Origin of the sequence: Labrys monachus (assembly GCF_030814655.1) — a bacterium.
Taxonomy (GTDB): Bacteria; Pseudomonadota; Alphaproteobacteria; order Rhizobiales; family Labraceae; genus Labrys; species Labrys monacha.
In genome coordinates, this window is sequence record NZ_JAUSVK010000001.1 from 4,965,848 (window position 1) to 4,987,363 (window position 21,516).

Consider the following 21,516-nt stretch of genomic DNA (forward strand, 5'->3'; position numbering starts at 1 on the left):
GAAACGCAGAGCCTGCCGGAAAGGAAGAGGTCGATCGGTGATCGACCCTCCAATCGCTCTTATTTCACTGCAGTCAACCAAGATCTCCGTATTCCGGATGCGCCGGCGTCACGCCTCGAAGAACGCCCGCGACAACCGCAGATCCCCCACGAATTTTTCATATTCGGCCGCCTTCGCCGCCTCGTCGGGCAGCCGCAGCAGATAGGACGGGTGCACGGTGACGAGCGCGGGCGCCTTGCCTTCGCCCCGTTCGATCAGCCGGCCGCGATTGCTGCCGACCGGCATGGCCGTATCGAGATCGCGCCCTCGGTCGAGCCGAGTCCCCGGCCGCCGACGGAATCACGCCGCTTCGTGCCGCTGGAAGCGCAGGAGGCGTCCTATTTCGCGGCATCGGCGAGGATGGCGAGTTTGCGGGCAAGATCCATGGGGCATTATGTTCACTATTTGTTCCAAATCAATGCCTTTCTGAAACCGGAAGGCCGGACAGTGCTTGTCCGGCCCTATTTCGCCACCGAGCAGTCATGGTCCAGCAGGTCCTCGCCATGGGCGAGATCGCCGGCGAGGAGATCGACATGGCCGTCGAGCAGGACGAAGCCGGCCTTGTCGCCGCCGAACGTCATGCCGGCGACGACGAGGGTCTGGTCCGCCATGTCGGCGCCGGCTGCCGGCACGCCGGCCGCGAGGAGCCGGAAGGGGCTGTCGGCCGCGAGCGCCGCCTCGTCCAGCCGCCGGGCGAGATAGGCATGGCGGCCGAGCGGCACCGGCAGGCGCGACCAGTTCTCCCCGATCGCATCGGCATGACGCCGCAGCGTGTCGACGACGTCGGGCCGCAGGCAGTCGATATGGATGTGCAGCTGGTTCTGGCTGCGGGCGGAGGCCGCGTTGATCGCCAGGCCGATGTCCTCACGCGGCAGGGAACGGTGGAGCGCCGTCTCGACCCAGGACCGCGCGGCCCAGGCGGCGGCGAAATAATTCGGCGTGGCGGCCTCGAGCACGGCCGGGCTCTCGATGCCGGTGATCCGCGCCGTCGGGATCAGCAGGAACTGGCTGGCCCCGACGATATCCTTCAGCACGGCGTAGCCACCCTCGAGGCTGACGGCAACGCAGGGCGCGGGCCTGCCGTTCGCCTGCTGGTCCGGCACGCATTGCCCATGGACGATCTTCCACAGGGCGTCCGGATCCGCGGCGAACGCCGGCTGGAGGAGAGCCAGCACCGTTGCGGCCTGGACGACGAAGACCCGTCCGGCATTCATCAAGCTGCGCAGCATCGCCCGTCCCATCGCCGTGCCGGTCGCTCGCCGGCCGAACGTGCGTATCACCTTTCCCTGGCAGGGATGCGACAGCCGGAGCCGGCCCCCAAAAGGCCCGCCTTTCGGGGGCGCGCGCTTCAGAGTCCGGGGTCGGCCGAGGCGCCGTCCGCGGCCTGCTGCGCCGCCGCGGCGGCATGGCCGGCCAGGGCATCGCGCAATTTCTGCTCCTGCGCCTGGTCGAACGACGTCCGCATCACCGTGCCGCCGACGCCTTCGAGATCGGCCAGGACCTTGTCGGTCGTCATCTTGCGGATGAGCAGGAACAGGCCGGCATTGCCGGGCGACAGCGCCTGCGCCGCCTCCTTCATGAAGGTGTCGTCGATGCCGATATCGGTGAAGCTGCCGCCGATGGCACCCGACGCGGCGCCGAGCGCGGTGCCGACCAGCGGCGCCAGGAAGATCATGCCGACCAGCGTGCCCCAGATCGCCCCGGACAAGGCGCCTGCCGCCGTCATGTTGACCATCTGGTTGAGCTTCACCCGCCCCTTGTCGTCCTTGACCGCGATGACCGCATCGGCGAGCTCGATGAGATATTCCTTCTGCAGCGCGAGAATCCGGTCGCGGACCTCCTCCGCCTTCTGCTCGGTGGGAAAGGCGATAAAGACAAGATCGCTCATGGGAGTGCTCCTGGGTGGGAAGGCGTCTGGCGCAACGGACGAGGCCGTGTCATCCATGCCACGCCAAGAATGCTATCATATGTCGGGGGAAGATCGGCCCGTTTCCGGAGGGGCAATAAGCCGCCGCTGCCGTGCTGAGGAGCGGACCTCGCTCTCCGCCGGGATCTGGCATCAGCGGGTTGCGGCTTCGCAAAAGGCATCACGTCCCCCTCCGGCGGACACCACCTTCACTTCCGCGCCAACGCGATCATGCTCTTGGCCAAAGGCGGCACACGGCCGACGCGCTGGATCTCCACCGATTTGAAGCCGGCTTCGAGAAGCAATGCCGACAAGGTTCTCGGCGACCAGAACTTGATATGTCCATGATCCCACAGCGCGGTGAAATGACGATCCATCGCCCCCGTCAGCGCCAAGACGAGATTCTTCAGGTAACCGTGATAGGGCGTGGACACCACAGCCAAACCATTTTCCTGCACCAGATCGAACAGGCTCTTGGCGAACTCCCTGGGAGAATAGACGTGTTCCACCACCTCCAGACTGATGACGATGGGAAACGTGCCGAACTTCTCCGCTAGTGGATCGTAAGCCGATCCAACCTCAAGCCGAAGCCCTTCGGACCTCCGACCGGCAGCCGCAGCAATGCCGGATTCGGAAGGATCGACCCCAACGACCTGGTGCCCCTTTGAGACCAGGACGCCCGCAACGGATCCATTTCCGCAGCCGAGGTCAAAAATTCGAGTGGGCCGCCCCTGCCCCTCATCCTTTACCGCCCTCAAAAGGGACGGCAGGAGGTAGTCGTGATGATGACCGAGCTCACCCGAGCTGTTGTAACCATATTCCTTGCGGCTTTGCATTCTTAAAATCACCCCACGAGACGCTCTTACACGCTCCGAAACTAGAGATACTTACTTAGGTCGCGTCACAAGACGTAGAGCATAGTCCGATTACGCCCCCCAACGTGTAGCGGAAGCCGAATGGACCTGGCCTCCCCGGAATAGTCGAGAAAGACCCAAAGCGGGCCGCTCGAAAACGAGGAAAAATATATACCCAAACAAAACAGCAATCGCCAGGCATAAGAAAAACGGATATATGTCCATTTGACGCTCCGATCTAAATAAAATTGAACACACAAGAACGCTAACGGGCAGATGAGTAATATAGAGGGAGAAACTAAAAGCTCCGATCCATGCCATCGTTCTCTTTAATCGACCAAAATTAATATCTTCATTATTTAACCTCGCTAGTAAAAAAATAGAGCATGAGAATGCCCAAATTTGAAACGATATATATTGAGATACAAAAAACACCAAACATCCTGAAACTAAAAGGACTGCACTGAGCGTATATACAAAAAATCTAAACTTCACAAAGGAAAGCTCTTTAGACATAAAACCGATCGCGCGCCCCTCCGCCAACAGGACGCCTAGGTACCATGAAAAATAATAAGACGAAAATACAACGAATCCTAAACGCTCAAACAAGAAATATGAGAGAATATTACCAAATAGAAGTGCTATTGCTGTGATTTTTATCCCACATCGCGACATCACAACCAACAGCAACGGATATAGTATATAAAATTGAACTTCAACAGAAAGCGTCCATAATGCCCCGTTGGAGCCATACGTTCGACCCACCGCCCCTTGAAGAGAAAAAATATTGACAATAAAAGACCGAAATCCGATATCTCCCAGCTTATCACTGCCAGGATAAAATCCGCCACTCGTGTAATCACAAATTAAAGTTAGAAATAGTGCAGCGATAAGAACGGGATATACTCTAAATAAACGCCTTGCTAGAAAATTACCCGGGGACAGGCAAAAAGATCCATATTGACTCCGAGCCACCGCCTGCCTCTGATGAATACAATACCCACTGAGAACAAAAAATACTGGCACTCCAATGGATCCCCATACCAGCGGAAATGTCATGTAGCCAATAACTGCTCCTGGTCTAAGTTCCATTCCATGCAGGTGCCAAAATTTTTGTACGCCAATCCACGTAAGCTCCCGTATATGCAGTGCCGCGACTCCAAGGGCCGCAACTCCACGATACACATCAATCTCACTCAAAGCGGATTCTCTAACAATTTGAGGTGATTTCGTCGGTAAGGAAGCAGTTGGCATTGAAATCCACCTCTAAATGAACGAGCATAGAAAATGACTTTAAGAGTCATCCAAAAGCATATCCTACAACCACCTCTTCCCTCAATACTGCATCTATATCCAGCGTCCCAACTCCAAAATTTCAGCGATTTAACTGATTTGTAGGCGGAGACGGCGGAATCGACGTCGATGAAGCCGCGGATCTGAGAGTCCGTTTGGAAACTCAAGGATGGGCGTTTCGCCTGATGAGAATGCCGCCCATAGCGACGTGGATCATGGCGATCGAGACATCGGTGCGGCGTTCGTAGTCGCGGACGAGGCGTCGCCAGCGCATCATCCAGCCGAAGGTGCGCTCGACGACCCAGCGACGGGGCAGAACCTGGAAGCCTGCCTGCTCTTGGCTGCGTCGAATGATTTCCAGGACGAAGTCGAGATAGGCGGCCTTGTCCATCAGCTTCAGCCGGTCGCGGGCGCCATCGGCGAAGAGATGCTTCACCCACGGCCAGCGCTTGCGGATCGCATCCAGGATCATCTGCGCCCCGGCGTTGTCGGAGATGCCGGCGGGCGTCAGGTGCACCATCAGGAACCGTCCGTCGGTATCGACTGAACTGCGCCCGGTTTGCCGGAGGCTGCGACTTTTGAGAAAGTAGAGCGATGACGGACAAGAAGCCAACGGCGAATTATTCACCAGAAGTGCGCAAGCGAGCGGTGCGGGTGGTGAGAGAGCATGCGTCGGACTACAAGTCGCACTGGGATGCAATCAGTTCGATAGCCTGAAGATCGGTTGCACAGCGGAGACGCTTCGGCTGGGTCCGGCGGGCCGAGCGTTATGCCGGCGAGCGGCCTGAGCCGACCACGGCCGAGCCGTCTCGCTGCCAGAAATATCGCTGGGATTCTCATTTTCAGTCATATGAAGCAGAACGCGGCCATCCGTTTAGTTCAAAACTTCGGGCTGGAAGGGCTAGGTTGAAAACTCATAAAATTTGAGGGTTTTCAATCTGATTTCAGTGTGATTCAAGCTCCTTTTGGAGTTTGAGCATGGGTCGCTTCGATCTGACGGACAAGGAATGGGAGGCGATCAAGCCTCACCTTCCCAATAAAGTGCGGGGTGTTGCTCGTGTTGACGATCGGCGTGTGTTGAACGGCATCTTCTGGATTCTGCGCTCGGGAGCGCGCTGGTCGGATCTGCCCGAACGCTACGGTCCGGTGACCACGATCTACAATCGCTTCCAGCGTTGGCGCAAAGCCGGCATCTGGGACCGACTGATGGACGCCATCGTCGCGGCCCATGACGGCCAGGTCCAGATGATCGATAGCTCCATCGTTCGCGTCCACCAGCACGGTGCGGCGGCAAAAAGGGGGATCGAGATCGATGTGTGGGTCGTTCCCGAGGTGGCCTCACCACCAAGATCCACGCCCTCGTCGACAAAAAAGGCCGCCCCATCCGCCTCCTCCTCGGCGCCGGCCAGGAAAGCGACATCGCCCGGGCGCAAGAGCTGATCGGTGATCTGCCGAAGGGAGCAATGCTTCTGGCCGACAAGGGCTATGATGCCAATGCTCTGCGCCAGAGCGTCAACGAACAGGGAGCCTGGGCCAACATTCCGCCCAAGGCCAATCGCAAAGACCCGATCTGCTTCAGCAAATACCTATATCGCCAGAGAAATCTGGTCGAACGCTTCTTCAACAAGATCAAGCACTATCGGCGCATCGCTACACGATACGACAAGCTCGATGACAACTATCTCGCCGCTCTCAAGCTCGTCTCCGTCCGCATCTGGCTCAAGGATTTATGAGTCGACGACCTAAATTAATGAAATCTGGAATTGCAATTCAGTGGCTCGACTTCTTTTCACGAGCCTCCTTATATATTTGTTTTGCATATTCGACATGCGGCCCGGGATACCAGCCGCCCACCAGGAGAATATCTCCATTCCTAACGGCGTCGACTAAACGCTCAATTGAAGCCGTCGATGTTCGCTGAGGTAGAGACGCGAAAATGACGCTGAAGGCGTCTTTATATACCTCTCGGACCGACGACGGAGTCTGCGTGACACCGAAGTGATTGAATGAATTGAGTGGAGCCGTATATGCGAAATCGCGAAAATCCTCATTTTCCGGGATAAGGAGCACGTCGGGATTCGCCTGCCGCAAGGATCTCATGATATCGGCCGAAAGAGGGCCTGACATATCGTAGGTCGAATCGATGTAAAATAAGGTGCATCCCCAACGCTTTCGGGCATAGCGGATCTTCTCAAGGAGTTCCGAGAATGGGTCTTCACTGAACTCCTGGACAGGGATACCCTGGTGGAAGACGATACGCTGAGGCCGGAGCGTCACGCCAGTCCGCAGGCCGACCGCTCGGAATTTGGCGAAATATTCGTCGATGGTTTCAAGTGTGCCCGCAGATGCAAAGTTGGTCTCGGGAGCGAGTTTTGATGTAAGTTGGGGCGCGCCGTAGAAGGTTGCGTTGGGAAATTCCTGCCCTTCAGGATCCCAAGTGATCATTCCCTGGGCACCCATATCCTGGAGAACACGGATGCTTCTGTCGGCAAATGCCATCAGGCGATCGTGCCAATTCTGCAGGCCGGCAGGCGTAGTCACGTCAACGTCTTTTGCATTTAGAAACCAGCCTCGCGGATTCTTTAGTGGATGGGGCTGCGATGTCGCCAAAAACAGCGCCCCAATCGGAGCATGCGATGGCCAAGTCAACTCATAAGGATAACTTCTTCTATAGGTCTGCAGTACATCGCCGGCAAGGCTCTGCAAATCGGAAGCGGCGGATCCAAATCGAAGCGATACATTAACGGTTAGATCCGCGCCGGGCGGCAGCGGCTTGATTGTGATCCAGAGGGGATAGGATCGTTTGTCCATTCGATCTGTCGTAAATGGAATGCCTATGGATTGCAGCCGCTTCTCGGTAGGGATATCGTCGCTGGCAAAGACGGCCGCTATATTTGACGTCCGGATCTCGACAATAGGTGGAGCTTGATCTGGAGCGACCATCTGAGGCCTTATATGCAAGGGCTGTAGAATACCACCAGTTCCCCACATGCCCGCCTCAAGTACTCTACCAGTAGGCACCTCGAGAAAAGTTAATTGAGCGACGCCGAGCGTCAAATTGCTTATTGAATAGTAATTATCCGTATTTTTAATTTTTATACTTATCAATAAATTATCATCTCTTATCGTGTAATTCACTATAATGGTAGACCACGGATATGTATATTTAACCGTTGATTTTTTGTTGTCCACAAATACTGATATTGGATTGCTCGATCCCTGTATGCTATCATTTCCTCGCGACAGACGAGGCGTGTAATTAACCGGCAGAATTTCTCCGCTCCGAGCCGAGAGTAAAAATTCATGACCCTCGTAGATTAACGACGAAAGTCCATGTTCACCAAGACGGATCTGCAAACCATTACTCGACCGCGCGTCTAAATACCCGCATGTGATAAGCAATATTATCATGTTAACGGAAAGAATTTTTATGAACCTGAGGATTGGTAGATTTCCCATGTGCACTCCGTTTCGCCCAATATGCGTATAAAACATTTAGATTTGGGTAATGTAGGGGTTGTATTCCGTATATCCAACTTGATTTATCAAGGTGAATTGGCCGAGCGAGCGATGTGGATATCAGCCCATGCTATGCCGCCGCCGGAATGGGCCGATTGAAATAGACCTGATCTGGAGCCTACGGTCAACGTTTGAGTAATGTCTGCGAAATTGGTATTATGAACGTACAGCGCCTGTCTCATCAAGATCCAGTCTGCAGCGGGAAATCTTGGTAAGGTGGCCCCGGAAAATCTATCAGTCGGCTAGCTATTCCGGCTTGAGAGAAGGACTGTTTTGTGGGGCGAGGTTAAGGGGAAGCGATACCACAGTCGAGTTCGAAGCGAAGGTCGCGTTGGAGCTGATGGGAGGGGAATTGACGTTGGCGGAACTCGCGTCGCGACACGGCATTCACCAGACAATGATCGCGGCCTGGAAAAGCAGGCGGTCGAGGGGATGATGGCGACATTTTCGGGCAAGGCGGAGGCGACTCAAGCGGCGAGCGAATTGCGATGCTGAAAAGATCGGCTAAGTTGTGGTCGAGGGAGATTTTTGCCGAAAGCATTCGGTTCGTAAGCATCGGAGGCGACTGATGATCGAACCTGCGCGTGAGGGTCCCATCTAGTGCCTGCAGTTAACAAATATCTATCCGCACAGTGTCGTGCTTGGAGCCGGGGCAGGTTTGATGCGTCAACATCACAAATATCGGGATGTGTCGAGGCCTTCTGTATCTGGCGGCGATAACCGATTGGGCGGGTCGCAATGTATCTGCGTGACGGCTGTCCAACACAATGGACGCGGTATTTTTGCATCTCCTGCTTCTGGAAGCGGCTTCCGCGGGATAGATTATGTCTTTATCGAGCGGCAGTAGCGGTCGATGAAGTACGAATGTTTCTATCGGCAAGCTTCTGATCCCGGCCTGGAACTCTGCGAAGAGTCGACGCAGTGGGACGCGGCCTATCGATCGACGAAATCGCTCCGTATCGTATGCCGCGGATACAAAATCAATCGTACCGGCGACATAAACGAAGCGGGGAAAAGCCCGATGAAGCTGCCAACTGTCCAAACGATGGGGAAGCAGCTCATTTGGCTGTCACCGTGAGGGGCCTTATTGTGCGGGAGATCCACTTGTTCCTCAAAGAAGGGCGATCATGGCATGTTTAACAGAATAAGAAGAAGCTTTCAGCTTAGACATATACAGGAGCACACATTTCTGGATGATCATTTAGATTCCGATAGCCTCGTTATAGATCTTGGATTTAACAGGGGATTATTCTCACTGCACGTCTTGAATTTATACCGATGTCAGGTGTTAGCTTTTGAGCCCGTCTCGGAATTGTTCGATGCACGGCCCACTGGCAGGGGGCTTACAGTTGTACATGGGGCAGTCGGCGGTGAAGAAAAAGAAATTCTTATTCATAAGTCGCTTGGAACAGACGCAAGTTCGAAATTTAAGCTTACTGAAGAGTCCCTTGGGGACGAAACGGTAGATGGATATTCTTTAGAAAGAGTTTTTTCTATGATTACCGACAAAGAAATTTCGCTGGTAAAAGTTGATATCGAAGGATCAGAGATTGAATTATTTGGCTTTGCCTCAGATTATATTATAAGAAGATCTAAACAATATTCGGTAGAATTCCATGATTTTATAGATCCCTCCATGATAGATGACATAAACATTCTTTTTGCTCGAATGAAACGTATAGGTTACTATAGAATAAATTTTTCGAGAGGGAATGGTAATGTTTTATTTGTTAGAAAAGATTGCATTTCAATCTTTAATTACATTATATTGAATTTCGTAATAAGAAATGTCCGCGGGCTTATGAGGATATTTCGACGGAAACTTTCCTTTCGGGCGCGGTAAATTATACCTGCTTAGAGTCCGTTTGGAAACTCAAGGATGGGCGTTTCGCCTGATGAGAATGCCGCCCATAGCGACGTGGATCATGGCGATCGAGACATCGGTGCGGCGTTCGTAGTCGCGGACGAGGCGTCGCCAGCGCATCATCCAGCCGAAGGTGCGCTCGACGACCCAGCGGCGGGGCAGAACCTGGAGGCCTGCCTGCTCTTGGCTGCGTCGAATGATTTCCAGGACGAAGTCGAGATAGGCGGCCTTGTCCATCAGCTTCAGCCGGTCGTAGGCGCCGTCGGCGAAGAGATGCTTCACCCACGGCCAGCGCTTGCGGATCGCATCCAGGATCATTTGCGCCCCGGCGCTGTCGGAGATGTCGGCGGGCGTCAAGTGCACCATCAAGAGCCGTCCGTCGGTATCGACCGCGATGTGCCGCTTGCGCCCGACGATCTTCTTGCCTGCGTCGTAACCCCTTGTTTCGGCATGAGGTGCCTTGACGGACTGGCTGTCGACGACCGCCGCCGTGGGGCTCGCCTCGCGCCCGCTCCGCTCGCGATCGAGCATCAGTTCGACGTCGTGGATGGTCTGAAACAGAAAGCGGCGCGCCAGCTCGCGAAACCAGCCGTAGATCGTCCGCCAAGGGCCGAAATGCACCGGCAGCATGCGCCAGCCGCAGCCCGAGCGCACCAGATAGCGCACCGCGTTGACGACCTCCCGGAACTCCACCTCACGGGGACGCCCCGTCCGACCGGGCGCGGGCATCAGCGGCGCGATCCGCTCCCATTCCTCGTCCGTCAGATCAGACGGGTAGCGCTTCGTCTTCTTCGATATGGCGGTCATTCGCCCTCGGCTCTCTGCTGTCCACATCCTTATCGTGAATCACATCCAGATCCCCAATGGAACCCCTCCGCCGCGTTTCCAAACAGCCGCTAAGGTCGCGTAGACGAATTTGATCAAGCATAGGCCTATGGCGAGATTGACGACGGATTTGAACCGCGCCGGGTTTGCCGGAGGCAGTTTCGTTTGAGTCACGCCGCTTTGGCGAACTCGGATTCTTGCGCTCAATATCGCGCTTCAATCTCCGCCGGCGGAATGTTGCCGATCGGCTCGATCAGCCTTCGATTGTTAAACCAGTCGACCCATTCGAAAGTGGCCAACTCGACCTCGCATGGTGCGCCACGAGGAACGGCGATGGATCACCTCGGCCTTGTAGAGGCCATTGATGGTCTCGGCCAGAGGATTGTCATAACTGTCGCCGACGCTGCCGACCTAACAGGCTGCGGAAAAACGCGTTGCGTGGCCGCATATTTTGGCTGAGGGCCTGATTTTTTGGGCTCGGTTTGATTTTGGTGGCCGATTTTCATGCAATGACCGCTGCCAAAACAGCATTTTGGATGCGTTTTCCGACATTTTGGCGCAGTTATCCTTTGATTTCGATCAATTTGGGCAATCGGATCAGATTGCAGGCCGCCGCCGGAGCCGCACCGGAAGCCGGCGGGACGCTGCCCGAACCGCCATCATCGCCCTTATCCGGGCTGTCGGCCCTATCGGCCTTGGGTTTGAAGCCCTTGATGCTCGCCCAGGCCTCGATCAGGGTGCCGTCCACCGAAAAATGATCCTCCGACAGCAAAGCCGTCACCCGCGGCTGGGACAGCAGCGCAGCCAGGAACTTGGCGGCGATATCGCCTTCCTGCAGGCGCTCGCGGTTCTTGGTGAACACCGTCACATCCCAGATCGGCGCATCCATCGACAGCCCGGCAAACCAGCGGAACATCAGATTGTAATCCATCTGTTCCATCAGTTGCCGCTCCGAGCGGATCGTGAAGAAGGCCTGCAGCAACAGCGCACGCAGCAGCTTCTCCGGCGGGATCGAAGGACGCCCATGCCGCGAATACAGCTTGTCGAACTCCGGCGACAGCGCCTCCAGCGCCTCGTCGACAATCGCACGGATCGCACGCAGCGGATGATCCGCAGGAACCCGAGCTTCGCAGCTCACATACGAGAACAGACTCTCCGTTCGAACATCAACTCCGCGCATCGATCCCCTCCCGTTCATGCACCAGCAGTGAATCAGCATGGAACGCTTCGAGGAAGACTTTTTCCGCAGCCTGTTAGACCAACAGGTTTCCGACATGGGCCCGGACTATTTCTTCACTCAGCGCCGCGCGTCCTGCCGATCCCGCTCGGGTATCTGCGCGGGATCGGCCTGGCGGGGGCGCATGCTCCCAATATGTCGAAGGGGTAATCCCCGTCTACGCGGGGACCAAGATCTTGCAGATCGGCTCAACACCGTAGTCCGAGCGATGCTCGTCGGCACCAGAGACTCAGAGTTTTGATAGCTGAAAGGAGACCCAGTCTGTTCGTCCGTCTCCCCGTATCGGATCCACTATCCAAGCTACCCATCGAATCAGATCAGGTGCCCCCGATATCGTGAATTTGCGCAGTCCGCTAGAAAAGGTACCCCCGAACCTGCATCAAGCTAACGAGGAGGGCAATAGCCAGCCGAATCAGCAGAAATAGCCCCACCGGAAGCCGAGGTGTCAGATAAAAAAACAATATGGGAAGAGCTGAAAAAACATATCGAGAGCTAAACTGGTGCGTAATTTTCGCCGCTGAAGCCAGATTCAAACTTATGCCGGCCAATAGAAACCCATCAAACGACAATACACCAGATGAAAAAATTCTTCTTATTACATAATATATCAACAGAATCGCCAAAAAAACGGAAATATCCGACCATACCCGTACAAAGATGTAACTCAAATCCGTTGGAAGGAAATGAGCGAGTCCCTGAATCGGCGTGAATGAAACAACGTGAAATATTTCATTTGCCAGCCCGCCGAAACCCGCGAGCGCAGAAGTAATTCGGACGTTCGGAACCACGTCGGCCGGAAATATTATTAGGCATATAATGGACATATAAGAAAAGCTCAGCACGCCGTGTTCCAGAGAAAAGCCGTTCCCTGCCCAAGCAGTCAACGGAGGAACGAGGCCACCCCAAATATAAAAGACAGGGACAGTCACAATCAAAGCGGCCATAGCGAATATCGTAATCAGAACGATATTCACTCCACGCAACAATAAAGGAAGAACAAAAAGTACCGTCAGATAAGGCTGCCTTCCCAGGATGGCGAATCCAAGTGAGAGCCCCGATATGGCAGCGATGATTATTCCGACGCCCCTCGGGATTCGCTCGAAATAAAGAACGCTCAATCCCAATATTGCTCCACACAAAAAAACAGCGGCGGGCATTTCCGTCAACGCAAGGCAAGCCGACACCCCGACGGTGGGCAGACACGCGAAACAAGAAACGACGTCTACTGAATATCCTCGCCGAGACGCATAGACAGCCATAAATAAGATCGAGACAAACAGGAGAATAACATTGACCAACCTGACGTAAAATGGAATAAAATTAGTCAATGGACTGACGGACCACTGAACAATCGTGTATAATGGACCTGCGGGTCCAGGAAGATTCTGCAGAAACTGAATAGATAGACCGTATTTTCTCAAGGTATCGATAGTGCCTAAATACCACGGTTCATCATATGTAAATTCTTTTCGACTCAATAAAATTGCAGCGACGTAAATGGCGAGAGAGGCATAGCCCAAAATCCCGATCAGCCGCTCATAAGGGGATTTCTTGATTGAAATACGGCCGCTCTCGATGCCGAACTCGACCATTCCACCATTCCTTATCTTCTATCGAAGCGGCAACACCCTCCTTTGCACATCGATCGAGGGGCAAAGGATCAAAGCTTGACATTATAGCCGAAATCAGGCTCCGCCCGGATACTCCGCGAGCGAGCACTTGAGTAAAACACGGCACCGACGCGACCCCACGGAGCCATCAAACGCCGAGGCAGGGTCGCAGCCCATCTCATCTTGTTCGACCCATTGGCCCCGCAGACCTCCCAGCGAGCCGTGGAGCGAAGCCAGCGCGGTCGTTCGCACCAATATCGGCCAATCGCTTACTGACCGTCCTGCCGAAAAGCCGCGCGGAGCCATAGACGTATGGATTCGCTATCGTTCATCCCTTATCGAAGAGGTCGATGAACGCCCCGACGAGGCCCCCGCTGGCAAACGTCATATCCTGCCAATTGCGCCAGCAACGTCAAACTCGCTTCCGGCGAAACTCGGACGCGGTGTGACGAATCCTTCGCCGCCTCACATCACCCCTTGCCGCTTCCGCTTGAAGGTCTCGCCCTCCGCGAGAAGTTGATCGAAATAGGCGATGGTCTTTCCGAGCCCTTCCCTGAGCTGCGTGAGCGGCTCCCAGCCGAGAACCGAGCGGGCCTGCCCGATATCGGGTTTACGCTGCTTGGGATCGTCCGACGGCAGCCGCTCGGAGATGATGCGGGATGTCGACCCGGTGAGCTCGATCACGAGTTCGGCGAGTTCCCGAATGGTGAATTCGTTGGGATTACCGATATTGATCGGGCCGGTCACCTCGTGCGGCGTGTCCATCATGCGCAGGATGGCCTCGACGAGATCGTCGGCGTAGCAGAACGACCGCGTCTGCGAGCCGTCGCCATAGACGGTGATATCCTCCCCCTTCAACGCCTGAACGATGAAGTTCGACACCACGCGCCCGTCATGGGGATGCATGCGCGGCCCGTAGGTGTTGAAGATGCGTACCACCTTGATGGGCAGGTTGTGCTGGCGCCGGTAGTCGAAGAACAGCGTCTCGGCGCAGCGCTTGCCCTCGTCGTAGCAGGAACGAAACCCGATGGGGTTGACATTGCCCCAATAGGATTCGGGCTGCGGATGGATCGTCGGGTCGCCATAGACTTCCGATGTCGATGCCTGCAGGACCTTGGCCTTCACCCGCTTGGCCAGCCCCAGCATGTTGATGGCGCCGATCACGCTCGTCTTCGTCGTCTGCACCGGATCGAACTGGTAGTGCACGGGCGATGCCGGACAGGCGAGGTTGAAGATCTCGTCCACCTCGACATAGAGGGGGAAGGTCACGTCATGCCGCATCAGCTCGAAGCGGCGGTTGCCGATGAGGTGCTCGACATTGCGCCTGGTCGAGGAGAAGAAGTTGTCCGCGCAGATGACTTCGTTGCCGCGATCCAGAAGACGCTCGCACAGATGCGAGCCGAGAAAGCCGGCGCCGCCCGTCACGAGAACACGCTTTCCAATACTCATTCCAACTTTCCTGGCTGCAAGAGAACGTTCACTTTCCCGGCGGCGCGGCCTGCGCCCCGACGGAGGATATTTTTGAAGCGCCCCGTCTCTCCTGAAACAATTTCTCGTAGGCGAGCACGGCGATCATGCCTTCATAGATCGACATCATGAGGGCATAGGCGAATCCGGAACGTCCGTCACGAAATCCCTGACGGACGAAGTAGACGTAGAAGAAGCGCAGGCCTGGGCGCAGCGCCAGCGGCAGCTTCCCGGCCATGGCCTTCGCCGCGCGACGGCGCTCCGTGGCGTTGTCGGCGAACATCGAGATGCGGGGCCCGCCAGCGCCCGCCCGTCTTGACAAAATCAGGTCCGCCTCGTCCTGAGCATAACGGACATGCTTTTCGAGCCACCGCTTCATGCCGTGCGAGAACGAATAGTGAAGATAGGGCTCGTGGAAGACGCCGATCCTGTCCGCCGGAAGATCCTCGCGCTGGCCATGGCCGACCTGGCGGAAACGCAGCCGGTCGCGATGTCCGAGCCGCACCTGATATGTCGGGTACATGCCGGCATAGCGCAGCCATCCGCCGAACAGCATGAGCTTCGAGGGCACGCGGTAGCCGTCGATGCCGGGTTGGGCACGCAGCTGTTCCAGATGCCTGACGAACGCCGGCGTGACGACCTCATCGGCATCGAGATGGACGACCCATTCATGCCGGAAATCGCCCTGCTCCAGTCCGAAATTGCGCTGGCCCGCGAAGTCGTCGAAGCTCCGGACCAGCACCCGCGCGCCATGATGCCTGGCCACCGCGACCGTCTCGTCGGTGCTCCCGGAATCGATGACGACGATGTCGTCGCACCAGGAGAGCGCATCGAGACACGCCGGCAGGTTCGCGGCCTCGTTGTGGGTCAGGATGAGGACGGAGGCTTTCATGACTGGACCATGGGAGGGCGTGTGCGCACGAACCGCGCCGGATTGCCCGCGACGATCACGCCGTCAGGAACGCTCTTGAGCACGACGGCACGCGCGCCGACGATGGAGAACGCTCCGACGGTCGCTCCCGGCCCGACAAAGGCATCGGCGCAGATCCAGGCTCCCTCGCCGATGACGATCGGCATCTTCAGCAGCAGCATGTCGGCGCGGCGATAGTCGTGCGTGCCGGCACACAGATGAGCGTTCTGCGAGATCGTGGCAGCCCGGCCGATGTCGACCGGCCCGAGATTGTAGATGATGGCGCGATCCCCCACCGAAGCCATGTCGCCGATCCGCAGGTTCCAGGGAATGGCGATGCGCGCCGTGGGATGAATGCAGACATGGCGTCCGACCTGCGCACCGAACAGGCGCAGGAGGCCGCGCCGCCAGCCCCAGAACGGCCGCGGCGTCCAGGCGAAAAACGGGCCTCTCAGGATCTCCCACAGGATGCGGCGCGCCATCTCCCCACGCGACCATTTGCGCTCCCGCCGGTTCGCCGCGATATCGAGCACATAGCTCGCGGGGCGATCGATCGGTCCGCCGCCCGGCACCGCCGGCTGGTCTGCAACCGGCCCTCCCCCGTCGACCCTCATGCCGAGATCCTCCGCATCGCCGAAGCTGACAACTGCATCTTCAATCGAGCGTGACGGAGCTCGGCCGGCTCCCATCGCCCAAAAGCCATGCATAGGTCGACAGGAGTTCATCCGCTACGGACGACCAGGAAAAACGCCGGGCAACCAACGCTCTGCCACGTGCGCCGATTTTCGGCAGGTCCGGACCCGCGAGATGTTGGGCCAGCACATGGGCCTGCGAGGCGGGAGCCGTCGTCACCTCGACCGCGGCGCCCTGTTGGAATCCCTCGGGTATGTTGCATTCGCGCGTCATGAAGACCGGCAGTCCATGGGACCAGGCCTCCAATACCGCCATCGGAAAGCCTTCCGAATAGGAGCCGAGCAGGAAGGCGTCGGCATGGGCGAAGGCCGCTTCCTTCGCCTCGCCGAAGACCGCGCCGGGAAAGATCACGTCGGAAAGGCCAAGAGCGCGGGCATGCGCGATGAAGGCCTCGGCGTGGCCGCCGTCATCCCAGCCCGCCACGACGAGACGCCAGTTCGCCGCGACGTGCGGAGCCTGCGTCCGAAGGACCGACCATGCGTCCAGACTCTCCTTGATGCCCTTCTTCGGATGCAGGCGGCCGAGGAACAGCAGCGTGCGCTTCCCGTCGTCGGGCAGCCATGCCGGGCGGGGGCGGCGCAATGTCGGGTCGGGAAGGCTGGCGCCGTTCGGGATCACCGCCACCGGATTGCGAAGGCCGAAGGCGCGGATGCCCGGCACTTCCGCCTCCGAGCAATGGATGCAGGCCGCTGATGACAGGTTGGCCCGCTCGAAGAGGGCGGCCGCGACCTTCTTCTTCACGCGCGCGTTCGCCAGGGCCCAGGGCTCCAGCATGCCTTGCGTCGAAATCACGACCGGCCGCCCCGTCCGCCGCCGCCAGCGCGAGACGGCGACGGAGGGATAGAGCCACAGGCCATGCTGGTGCAGGATATGGTGGGACGCCTGATCGAGATCCCGCGCCATCGCCGGGGCATAGGCGAAGCGCTTCACGATGGGAGCGGCGATGCGCGGCGAGACCGGCGCCCAGGAGGCACGGTCCGCTTCCGAGCAGGCGTCCTCCACGCCGTACGCAACCACCTGGTTGCCGCGCGCCGTGAACTGGCTGGCATGGGCCTGCATGATCGGCAGGATGCCTCCGGCGGCGCGGGAAAGGCTCGCGCAGACGATGCCGATTGATAGGGGTGTTTGGTCGATCGTCACGCAAGCGTCCCGTCAGGATACCGTGGAGATATAGCGCCGCGAAAGCATGCGCAGGAGCATCCTGTCCCAAGGCGCCAGCCACCGGACGGGGCTTGCCAAGGCGGCGTCGGCCGCGTCCCGCAGGCCTCGGGCAAAGCGCTCCGGCCCCCAGTCGGCCACGATCCGACGACTTTCGTCGCCCATGGCGTGGCGCGCCTCGTCGGTTGCCGTCATCAAGGCCGCCAGGGCGCGGGCCATGTCACCGATATCGGCAGGCTCGACCAGATAACCATTGGCTCCGGGGGCAACCAGTTCCGGTGCTGCACCGCAGGGATGCGACACGATCAGCGGCAGTCCCGCCGCGGCGGCTTCGTTGATGACCAACCCCCATTGCTCGGCGAGCGAGACATGCACGAAGGCGTCGGCGAGGCCGTAAAACGCCGGCAGGCTGTCATACCCCTTGAAGCCGGCGAGCAGAACACGGTGCTGGACGCCCGCGGCGGCGACGGCGGCCTCGAGAGCGCCCCGTCCCTCGCCATCGCCGAGGATGACAAGGGCGTGCGGCACATCGGCAGCGGCGACCGCCTGGGCAAAAGCCGCGACGAGGCCTTCCAGATTCTTCTTCGGAATGAAGCGCGCGGAGGCCAGGAGATAGCGATCCGGCAGGCCCAGCTTCTGCCGCCACAAGACAGCATCGACCCGGGCGCGGTCGGCACCATCCGAGAAATGGCGATTGTCGACCGCGTCATAGCCGTGGAAGACGCGCTCCGCGGGCATGCCCAGGCGGGTGATATAGCCGCTGTGCCGACGCCCACCGACGAGCGCCGCATGACAGATCCGCACGATACGCGACTTTGCGATTTCCCGCAGACGATGCCTCGGACCATCCTGTTCCTGGCTCTCGGACATCATGACGATGCGGGCATCATTGTCATGCGCCCACGCGATCGCGCCGACGCTTTCCGGAAAGGACCAGCCCGCAATGACGACGACCTCCGGACGCAGCCTGTCGAGGACGGACCGGGTACGGGACCACACATCTCCCGAGGAGACGGCGGCCATATAGGCCTGCCGACCGTCGAAGAGACGGCTCGCCTCGATGTCGCCGGCATCGCTGCTGAGGAACTCGCGAAAATCCGCATCGTTCATGGCCGAAAGGACGGTCAGACGGCCAAAACCCGCCGCGGAAGCCCGATACCGCGCCGCGTGGTAATGGGAGATCTGCTGGGTAAGAACAGCGATCGAAGGATCTCGATCGGAACGGTTCACTATGCCAGGCGTCGGCGGCGCGGCATCGATTCCACAAGGCTGCGGCGCGGCGCGATGAACCCCCGCCATGGGTTTAGCCCTCATGAGAAACGACCAAATCTCAGTCACGAGGGGGTATTCTCTGCCCAGGTCGTACCGGCGAAGCGTGCCGCGCAGATCGCTGCCGACCAAATCCAGACGATTGGGCACTGGCTTTTTGGCGCGCGCGCCACTCGATCACGCGAACGCCGGCATAGCCGAACACCAACGGCCAGAGCACCAGCAGGGTGAAGCCGCGACCGAGATTGAAGGTGAGCCCAAGGCCGATGAGATATAGTGAGAGACGCAGCGGCGTGTGCTGAGTTCGAAAACGTGCCAGCACTCCCACCCAAATACTCATCAGAAGGGCCACGAAGATGGGTCCTAAAAAAATGCCGAAGGCCTGGACCCCCTGACCGATCAGCCCAAATGCAATCGTCGCGAAGACACCGATATCGCTATCGCCTCCGCCAAAGCCCCGCGCGATGGCATAGTCAATCCCGATCAAAGGCTTGTTTGACCAAATGGCACGGGGAACAATATTTGCGACTTCCGCAAAATAGTCCGAGCCCAGATTCAACTGGAGCGTTCCCTCGTTCAAAAATTTGACTGCATATACCAGTTCCGAGGCCATATTCAATCCCTGGTGCTGCGCGCCCTCAGCGTCACTCAGATTGACGTCGCCAAACCCGACATTGCGATACTCAATCATGATCTTAAATGCGAGATCCAGCGCCATGAAAACTATACAGATGCACGGAATCTTTACCCAGAAAGATTGACGGGAGAAAAGAACATAAGAAACAATCCCAGGGAGTACAGTCGCCAGCGTAATATTTCGAGATCCTTGGAGGAAAGCATAAGGCCACGAAATTAAAATGAGAACGATAGCCAGAGCACGATAACGCCCCGACGGCAAGAAGAAATACAGAAGACCAAACGCAGCAATACATAGGCCATAGAGATATCCCGCCGTCGAAATGATGAATCCGTCGGAACCCGCGTCCGCCCCCGCCGCACGGGACCACATCTGGCCGGCGCTACGCCCCCCCAGTGGGAACAAAGCACCCAGAAGATCTCCTCTCATGCGTAGGGTACCGTAGGCCAATAGAAACAACCACAAAGAGGTTACGGCCAGGAACACCTGTTCTGCCGAAACGAAAGCGTCGTCTCTTTTCAACAGGCCCGGTTTCGGACGCAAGTGCACTGCGGCAAATGGCGTTATAACGGCGAAACTGATGAGAAAGATGAGAACCGTTCGATATGCAGTATCTATATATTCACTCTCGAATAACGCGAAGAGATCCGGGAAGTAGAATGGTTCAAGAAAATACCATGCCGCCACGGTCCCCAACACTGTAATATAAGGAAGGGCCCAAGGCCGGCTCCATTGGCTGGCTCCGAAAAGCATGAGGCCGGCGAACGTCATTATCGACAAATAATAGGAGGTAGGTAACTCTATCATGACCAAGCACGCCGACTTGTTCCACGACGCCTGCAAGGCCCGGATTGCATCTTACCGCGCCTTAAATAGAGAAAAGACAGGACCGTCATCAGGGACAAGCTCACTGTAATTCGAAGCCTGAGTTATCAAAACGGCAGAACCTCTGCACAAATTGTCACAAGCGATAGATTGAATCCCTAAACTTCCTTAAACAAACGCAATTTACACATATTCTCATAGAGCAAGCCTCCAAGGCGCTCACATCCGTTGGCTTTCACAAGTTCGATGGCGGCTTTCGACATAGAGTCCCGCTTGACGCGATCTGATGCGATGCTCTCGATAGTATCCGCTATTGCAGACGCAGAGCGCTCCTCCACCACTCTCCCCTCGACCCCATCGGAAATCGGGGCGCCGGCTGCATGGGTCACCACGCAAGGCACCCCATGAGCCAACGCCTCTAGCACAACACTGGCCGAGCCCTCCGCGAGAGAGGGCAGACAAAAGATGTCGGCGGAAGAAAATTCCTCAGCCATCCCCCGCTCGGAGAGATGGCCAAGAAATATCACGTCTCTGCACTCCTCCATGGCCATGATATGGGGCTCTATTCGACCCGCCACCCGTATTTCATATTTCGGATTTCGCGCCTTCAGAAGGCTGGCCGCCTGCGCTAAATATGGAAGTCCTTTGCGGATCGGATCCGAACCGGCAAAAAACACTCTCATGGGCTCCGGGAAATTTTCGCCGGGCGCGGTACGTCCAAGACCATATGGCAGTACAATTGCTTTTCTTTGGTCAAATTGGGGTATACACTTCAGATCTTCCAAAACTCTCTGCGAAGGGCAGATGATTAAGTCGGAAATCGATACGATTTTTTTTACATATTTATTGTAGGAAGACTTATCTTTTGGATTAATTGCCATTCCCCAAGCTGGCCATCGGGCCGCCTCGGACATGACGATGTCATATTGAAGAGGTGTAATTATAAAGTCCGTTGCTATCAGTGCTTTTTGAGATTTCGCCCATTTCAAAAAGCCATATCCGCCATTCCCTGCGGAGTTCAATATGATATTTGCTTCACCCAGGCCATGAATTCTACCCTTAAGGCCGAGAATATAATCTTCGATGCGGTACTTTCTCTCCGTATGAATACCGAATTTCGATAAGAGAAAACCCGCGATGTTCGGGAGCCATGTGCTCCGAAGATAGCTACTTAACGGAGATTGCAGGGTCCGCCTTTGAATAGCCGGGCGACGCCCCTTCATCCGATAGAGCAAGGCGCGGATCGGACTTTCCGGCACGAAAGCCAGGTCGGTAAGCAGACCCGCCAGGGCGCCTCGTCTATGGAGCATCTCGGCAAGCTCATATCCCCGTCTCGCACCCATCTGCACGACGAGGACGCGGGGCAGCAAGTTCGGCCTGGGATGCATGATCTCCTCTTGAGACACGATT

The 21,516-nt window shown here is 57.0% G+C and carries 16 protein-coding genes and 6 pseudogenes; 3 read left to right on the forward strand and 19 right to left on the reverse strand.

The genetic code is table 11. The features are described 5' to 3' along the window. Nucleotides 1–108 precede the first annotated feature (108 nt). From J3R73_RS22725 to J3R73_RS22750, 7 genes and pseudogenes are all read right to left on the reverse strand, one after another. Nucleotides 109–282 (reverse strand): annotated as a pseudogene (locus J3R73_RS22725) (UdgX family uracil-DNA binding protein); the annotation flags it as partial. Next, nucleotides 270–425: pseudogene (locus J3R73_RS31570) on the reverse strand (putative DNA modification/repair radical SAM protein); the annotation flags it as partial. The pseudogenes J3R73_RS31570 and J3R73_RS22725, both read right to left, overlap by 13 nt. A 75-nt stretch (nucleotides 426–500) precedes the next feature. Further along, nucleotides 501–1,319 carry a CDP-diacylglycerol diphosphatase gene (locus J3R73_RS22730; RefSeq protein WP_307432449.1) on the reverse strand — a complete coding sequence of 273 codons (819 nt, stop codon included), beginning with the start codon at nucleotides 1,317–1,319 and terminating at the stop codon, nucleotides 501–503. A gap of 68 nt (nucleotides 1,320–1,387) precedes the next feature. Continuing rightward, nucleotides 1,388–1,927: a DUF1269 domain-containing protein gene (locus tag J3R73_RS22735; RefSeq protein ID WP_307432452.1), complete on the reverse strand. Its 540-nt coding sequence runs from the start codon at nucleotides 1,925–1,927 to the stop codon at nucleotides 1,388–1,390. A 227-nt stretch (nucleotides 1,928–2,154) separates the two neighbouring features. Next, nucleotides 2,155–2,781 carry a class I SAM-dependent methyltransferase gene (locus J3R73_RS22740; RefSeq protein ID WP_307432454.1) on the reverse strand — a complete coding sequence of 209 codons (627 nt, stop codon included), beginning with the start codon at nucleotides 2,779–2,781 and terminating at the stop codon, nucleotides 2,155–2,157. 90 nt (nucleotides 2,782–2,871) lie between these two features. Beyond that, the gene (locus J3R73_RS22745; protein WP_307432457.1) at nucleotides 2,872–4,053 is read right to left on the reverse strand and encodes an acyltransferase family protein; all 1,182 of its coding nucleotides are present in this window, start codon (nucleotides 4,051–4,053) and stop codon (nucleotides 2,872–2,874) included. Nucleotides 4,054–4,255: 202 nt separating this feature from the next. After that, nucleotides 4,256–4,639 (reverse strand): annotated as a pseudogene (locus J3R73_RS22750) (transposase); the annotation flags it as partial. Between the two features lie 47 nt (nucleotides 4,640–4,686). Here J3R73_RS22750 and J3R73_RS22755 point away from each other — a divergent pair. Beyond that, nucleotides 4,687–4,869, forward strand: a pseudogene (locus tag J3R73_RS22755) (IS3 family transposase); the annotation flags it as partial. A 195-nt stretch (nucleotides 4,870–5,064) separates the two neighbouring features. Continuing rightward, a protein-coding gene (locus J3R73_RS22760; RefSeq protein ID WP_307432460.1) for an IS5 family transposase occupies nucleotides 5,065–5,825 on the forward strand; the annotation gives its coding sequence in 2 pieces (ribosomal slippage) (nucleotides 5,065–5,380 and nucleotides 5,380–5,825; 762 coding nt in all). A gap of 37 nt (nucleotides 5,826–5,862) precedes the next feature. Here the strand turns inward: J3R73_RS22760 and J3R73_RS22765 are convergent. Next, nucleotides 5,863–7,449: a hypothetical protein gene (locus J3R73_RS22765; RefSeq protein WP_307432464.1), complete on the reverse strand. Its 1,587-nt coding sequence runs from the start codon at nucleotides 7,447–7,449 to the stop codon at nucleotides 5,863–5,865. A gap of 1,294 nt (nucleotides 7,450–8,743) precedes the next feature. Here J3R73_RS22765 and J3R73_RS22770 point away from each other — a divergent pair. Beyond that, nucleotides 8,744–9,454, forward strand: a complete 711-nt coding sequence (locus J3R73_RS22770) for an FkbM family methyltransferase (RefSeq protein WP_307432467.1) — start codon at nucleotides 8,744–8,746, stop codon at nucleotides 9,452–9,454. Between the two features lie 30 nt (nucleotides 9,455–9,484). On the opposite strand, the gene J3R73_RS22775 is transcribed toward J3R73_RS22770, so the two are convergent. The 11 genes and pseudogenes from J3R73_RS22775 to J3R73_RS22825 form a co-directional block, all read right to left on the reverse strand. After that, a complete protein-coding gene (locus tag J3R73_RS22775) occupies nucleotides 9,485–10,309 on the reverse strand; it encodes an IS5 family transposase (protein WP_307432469.1) in 825 nt (274 codons plus the stop codon). Between the two features lie 194 nt (nucleotides 10,310–10,503). Further along, nucleotides 10,504–10,711: pseudogene (locus tag J3R73_RS22780) on the reverse strand (integrase core domain-containing protein); the annotation flags it as partial. A 244-nt stretch (nucleotides 10,712–10,955) separates the two neighbouring features. Further along, nucleotides 10,956–11,480: pseudogene (locus J3R73_RS22785) on the reverse strand (transposase); the annotation flags it as partial. Nucleotides 11,481–11,890: 410 nt separating this feature from the next. Further along, the gene (locus tag J3R73_RS31610; RefSeq protein ID WP_307432471.1) at nucleotides 11,891–13,129 is read right to left on the reverse strand and encodes a hypothetical protein; all 1,239 of its coding nucleotides are present in this window, start codon (nucleotides 13,127–13,129) and stop codon (nucleotides 11,891–11,893) included. A gap of 483 nt (nucleotides 13,130–13,612) precedes the next feature. Continuing rightward, nucleotides 13,613–14,596, reverse strand: coding sequence for a UDP-glucuronic acid decarboxylase family protein (locus J3R73_RS22795; RefSeq protein ID WP_307432474.1), 984 nt, complete (start codon nucleotides 14,594–14,596; stop codon nucleotides 13,613–13,615). Between the two features lie 28 nt (nucleotides 14,597–14,624). Continuing rightward, nucleotides 14,625–15,506: a glycosyltransferase family 2 protein gene (locus J3R73_RS22800; RefSeq protein ID WP_307432477.1), complete on the reverse strand. Its 882-nt coding sequence runs from the start codon at nucleotides 15,504–15,506 to the stop codon at nucleotides 14,625–14,627. Further along, a complete protein-coding gene (locus J3R73_RS22805; protein WP_307432480.1) occupies nucleotides 15,503–16,138 on the reverse strand; it encodes an LbetaH domain-containing protein in 636 nt (211 codons plus the stop codon). The genes J3R73_RS22800 and J3R73_RS22805 overlap by 4 nt, the downstream gene beginning before the upstream one ends. 40 nt (nucleotides 16,139–16,178) lie before the next feature. Continuing rightward, complete coding sequence (locus tag J3R73_RS22810; RefSeq protein ID WP_307432482.1) at nucleotides 16,179–17,357, reverse strand: glycosyltransferase; 1,179 nt, start codon at nucleotides 17,355–17,357, stop codon at nucleotides 16,179–16,181. A 12-nt stretch (nucleotides 17,358–17,369) separates the two neighbouring features. Further along, on the reverse strand, nucleotides 17,370–18,674 hold the full coding sequence (locus tag J3R73_RS22815; protein WP_307432485.1) for a glycosyltransferase: 1,305 nt from the start codon (nucleotides 18,672–18,674) through the stop codon (nucleotides 17,370–17,372). Between the two features lie 31 nt (nucleotides 18,675–18,705). Next, a complete protein-coding gene (locus J3R73_RS22820) occupies nucleotides 18,706–20,088 on the reverse strand; it encodes a hypothetical protein (RefSeq protein ID WP_307432488.1) in 1,383 nt (460 codons plus the stop codon). Nucleotides 20,089–20,264: 176 nt separating this feature from the next. Then, complete coding sequence (locus J3R73_RS22825; RefSeq protein ID WP_307432491.1) at nucleotides 20,265–21,494, reverse strand: glycosyltransferase family 4 protein; 1,230 nt, start codon at nucleotides 21,492–21,494, stop codon at nucleotides 20,265–20,267. Between the last annotated feature and the right edge of the window lie 22 nt (nucleotides 21,495–21,516).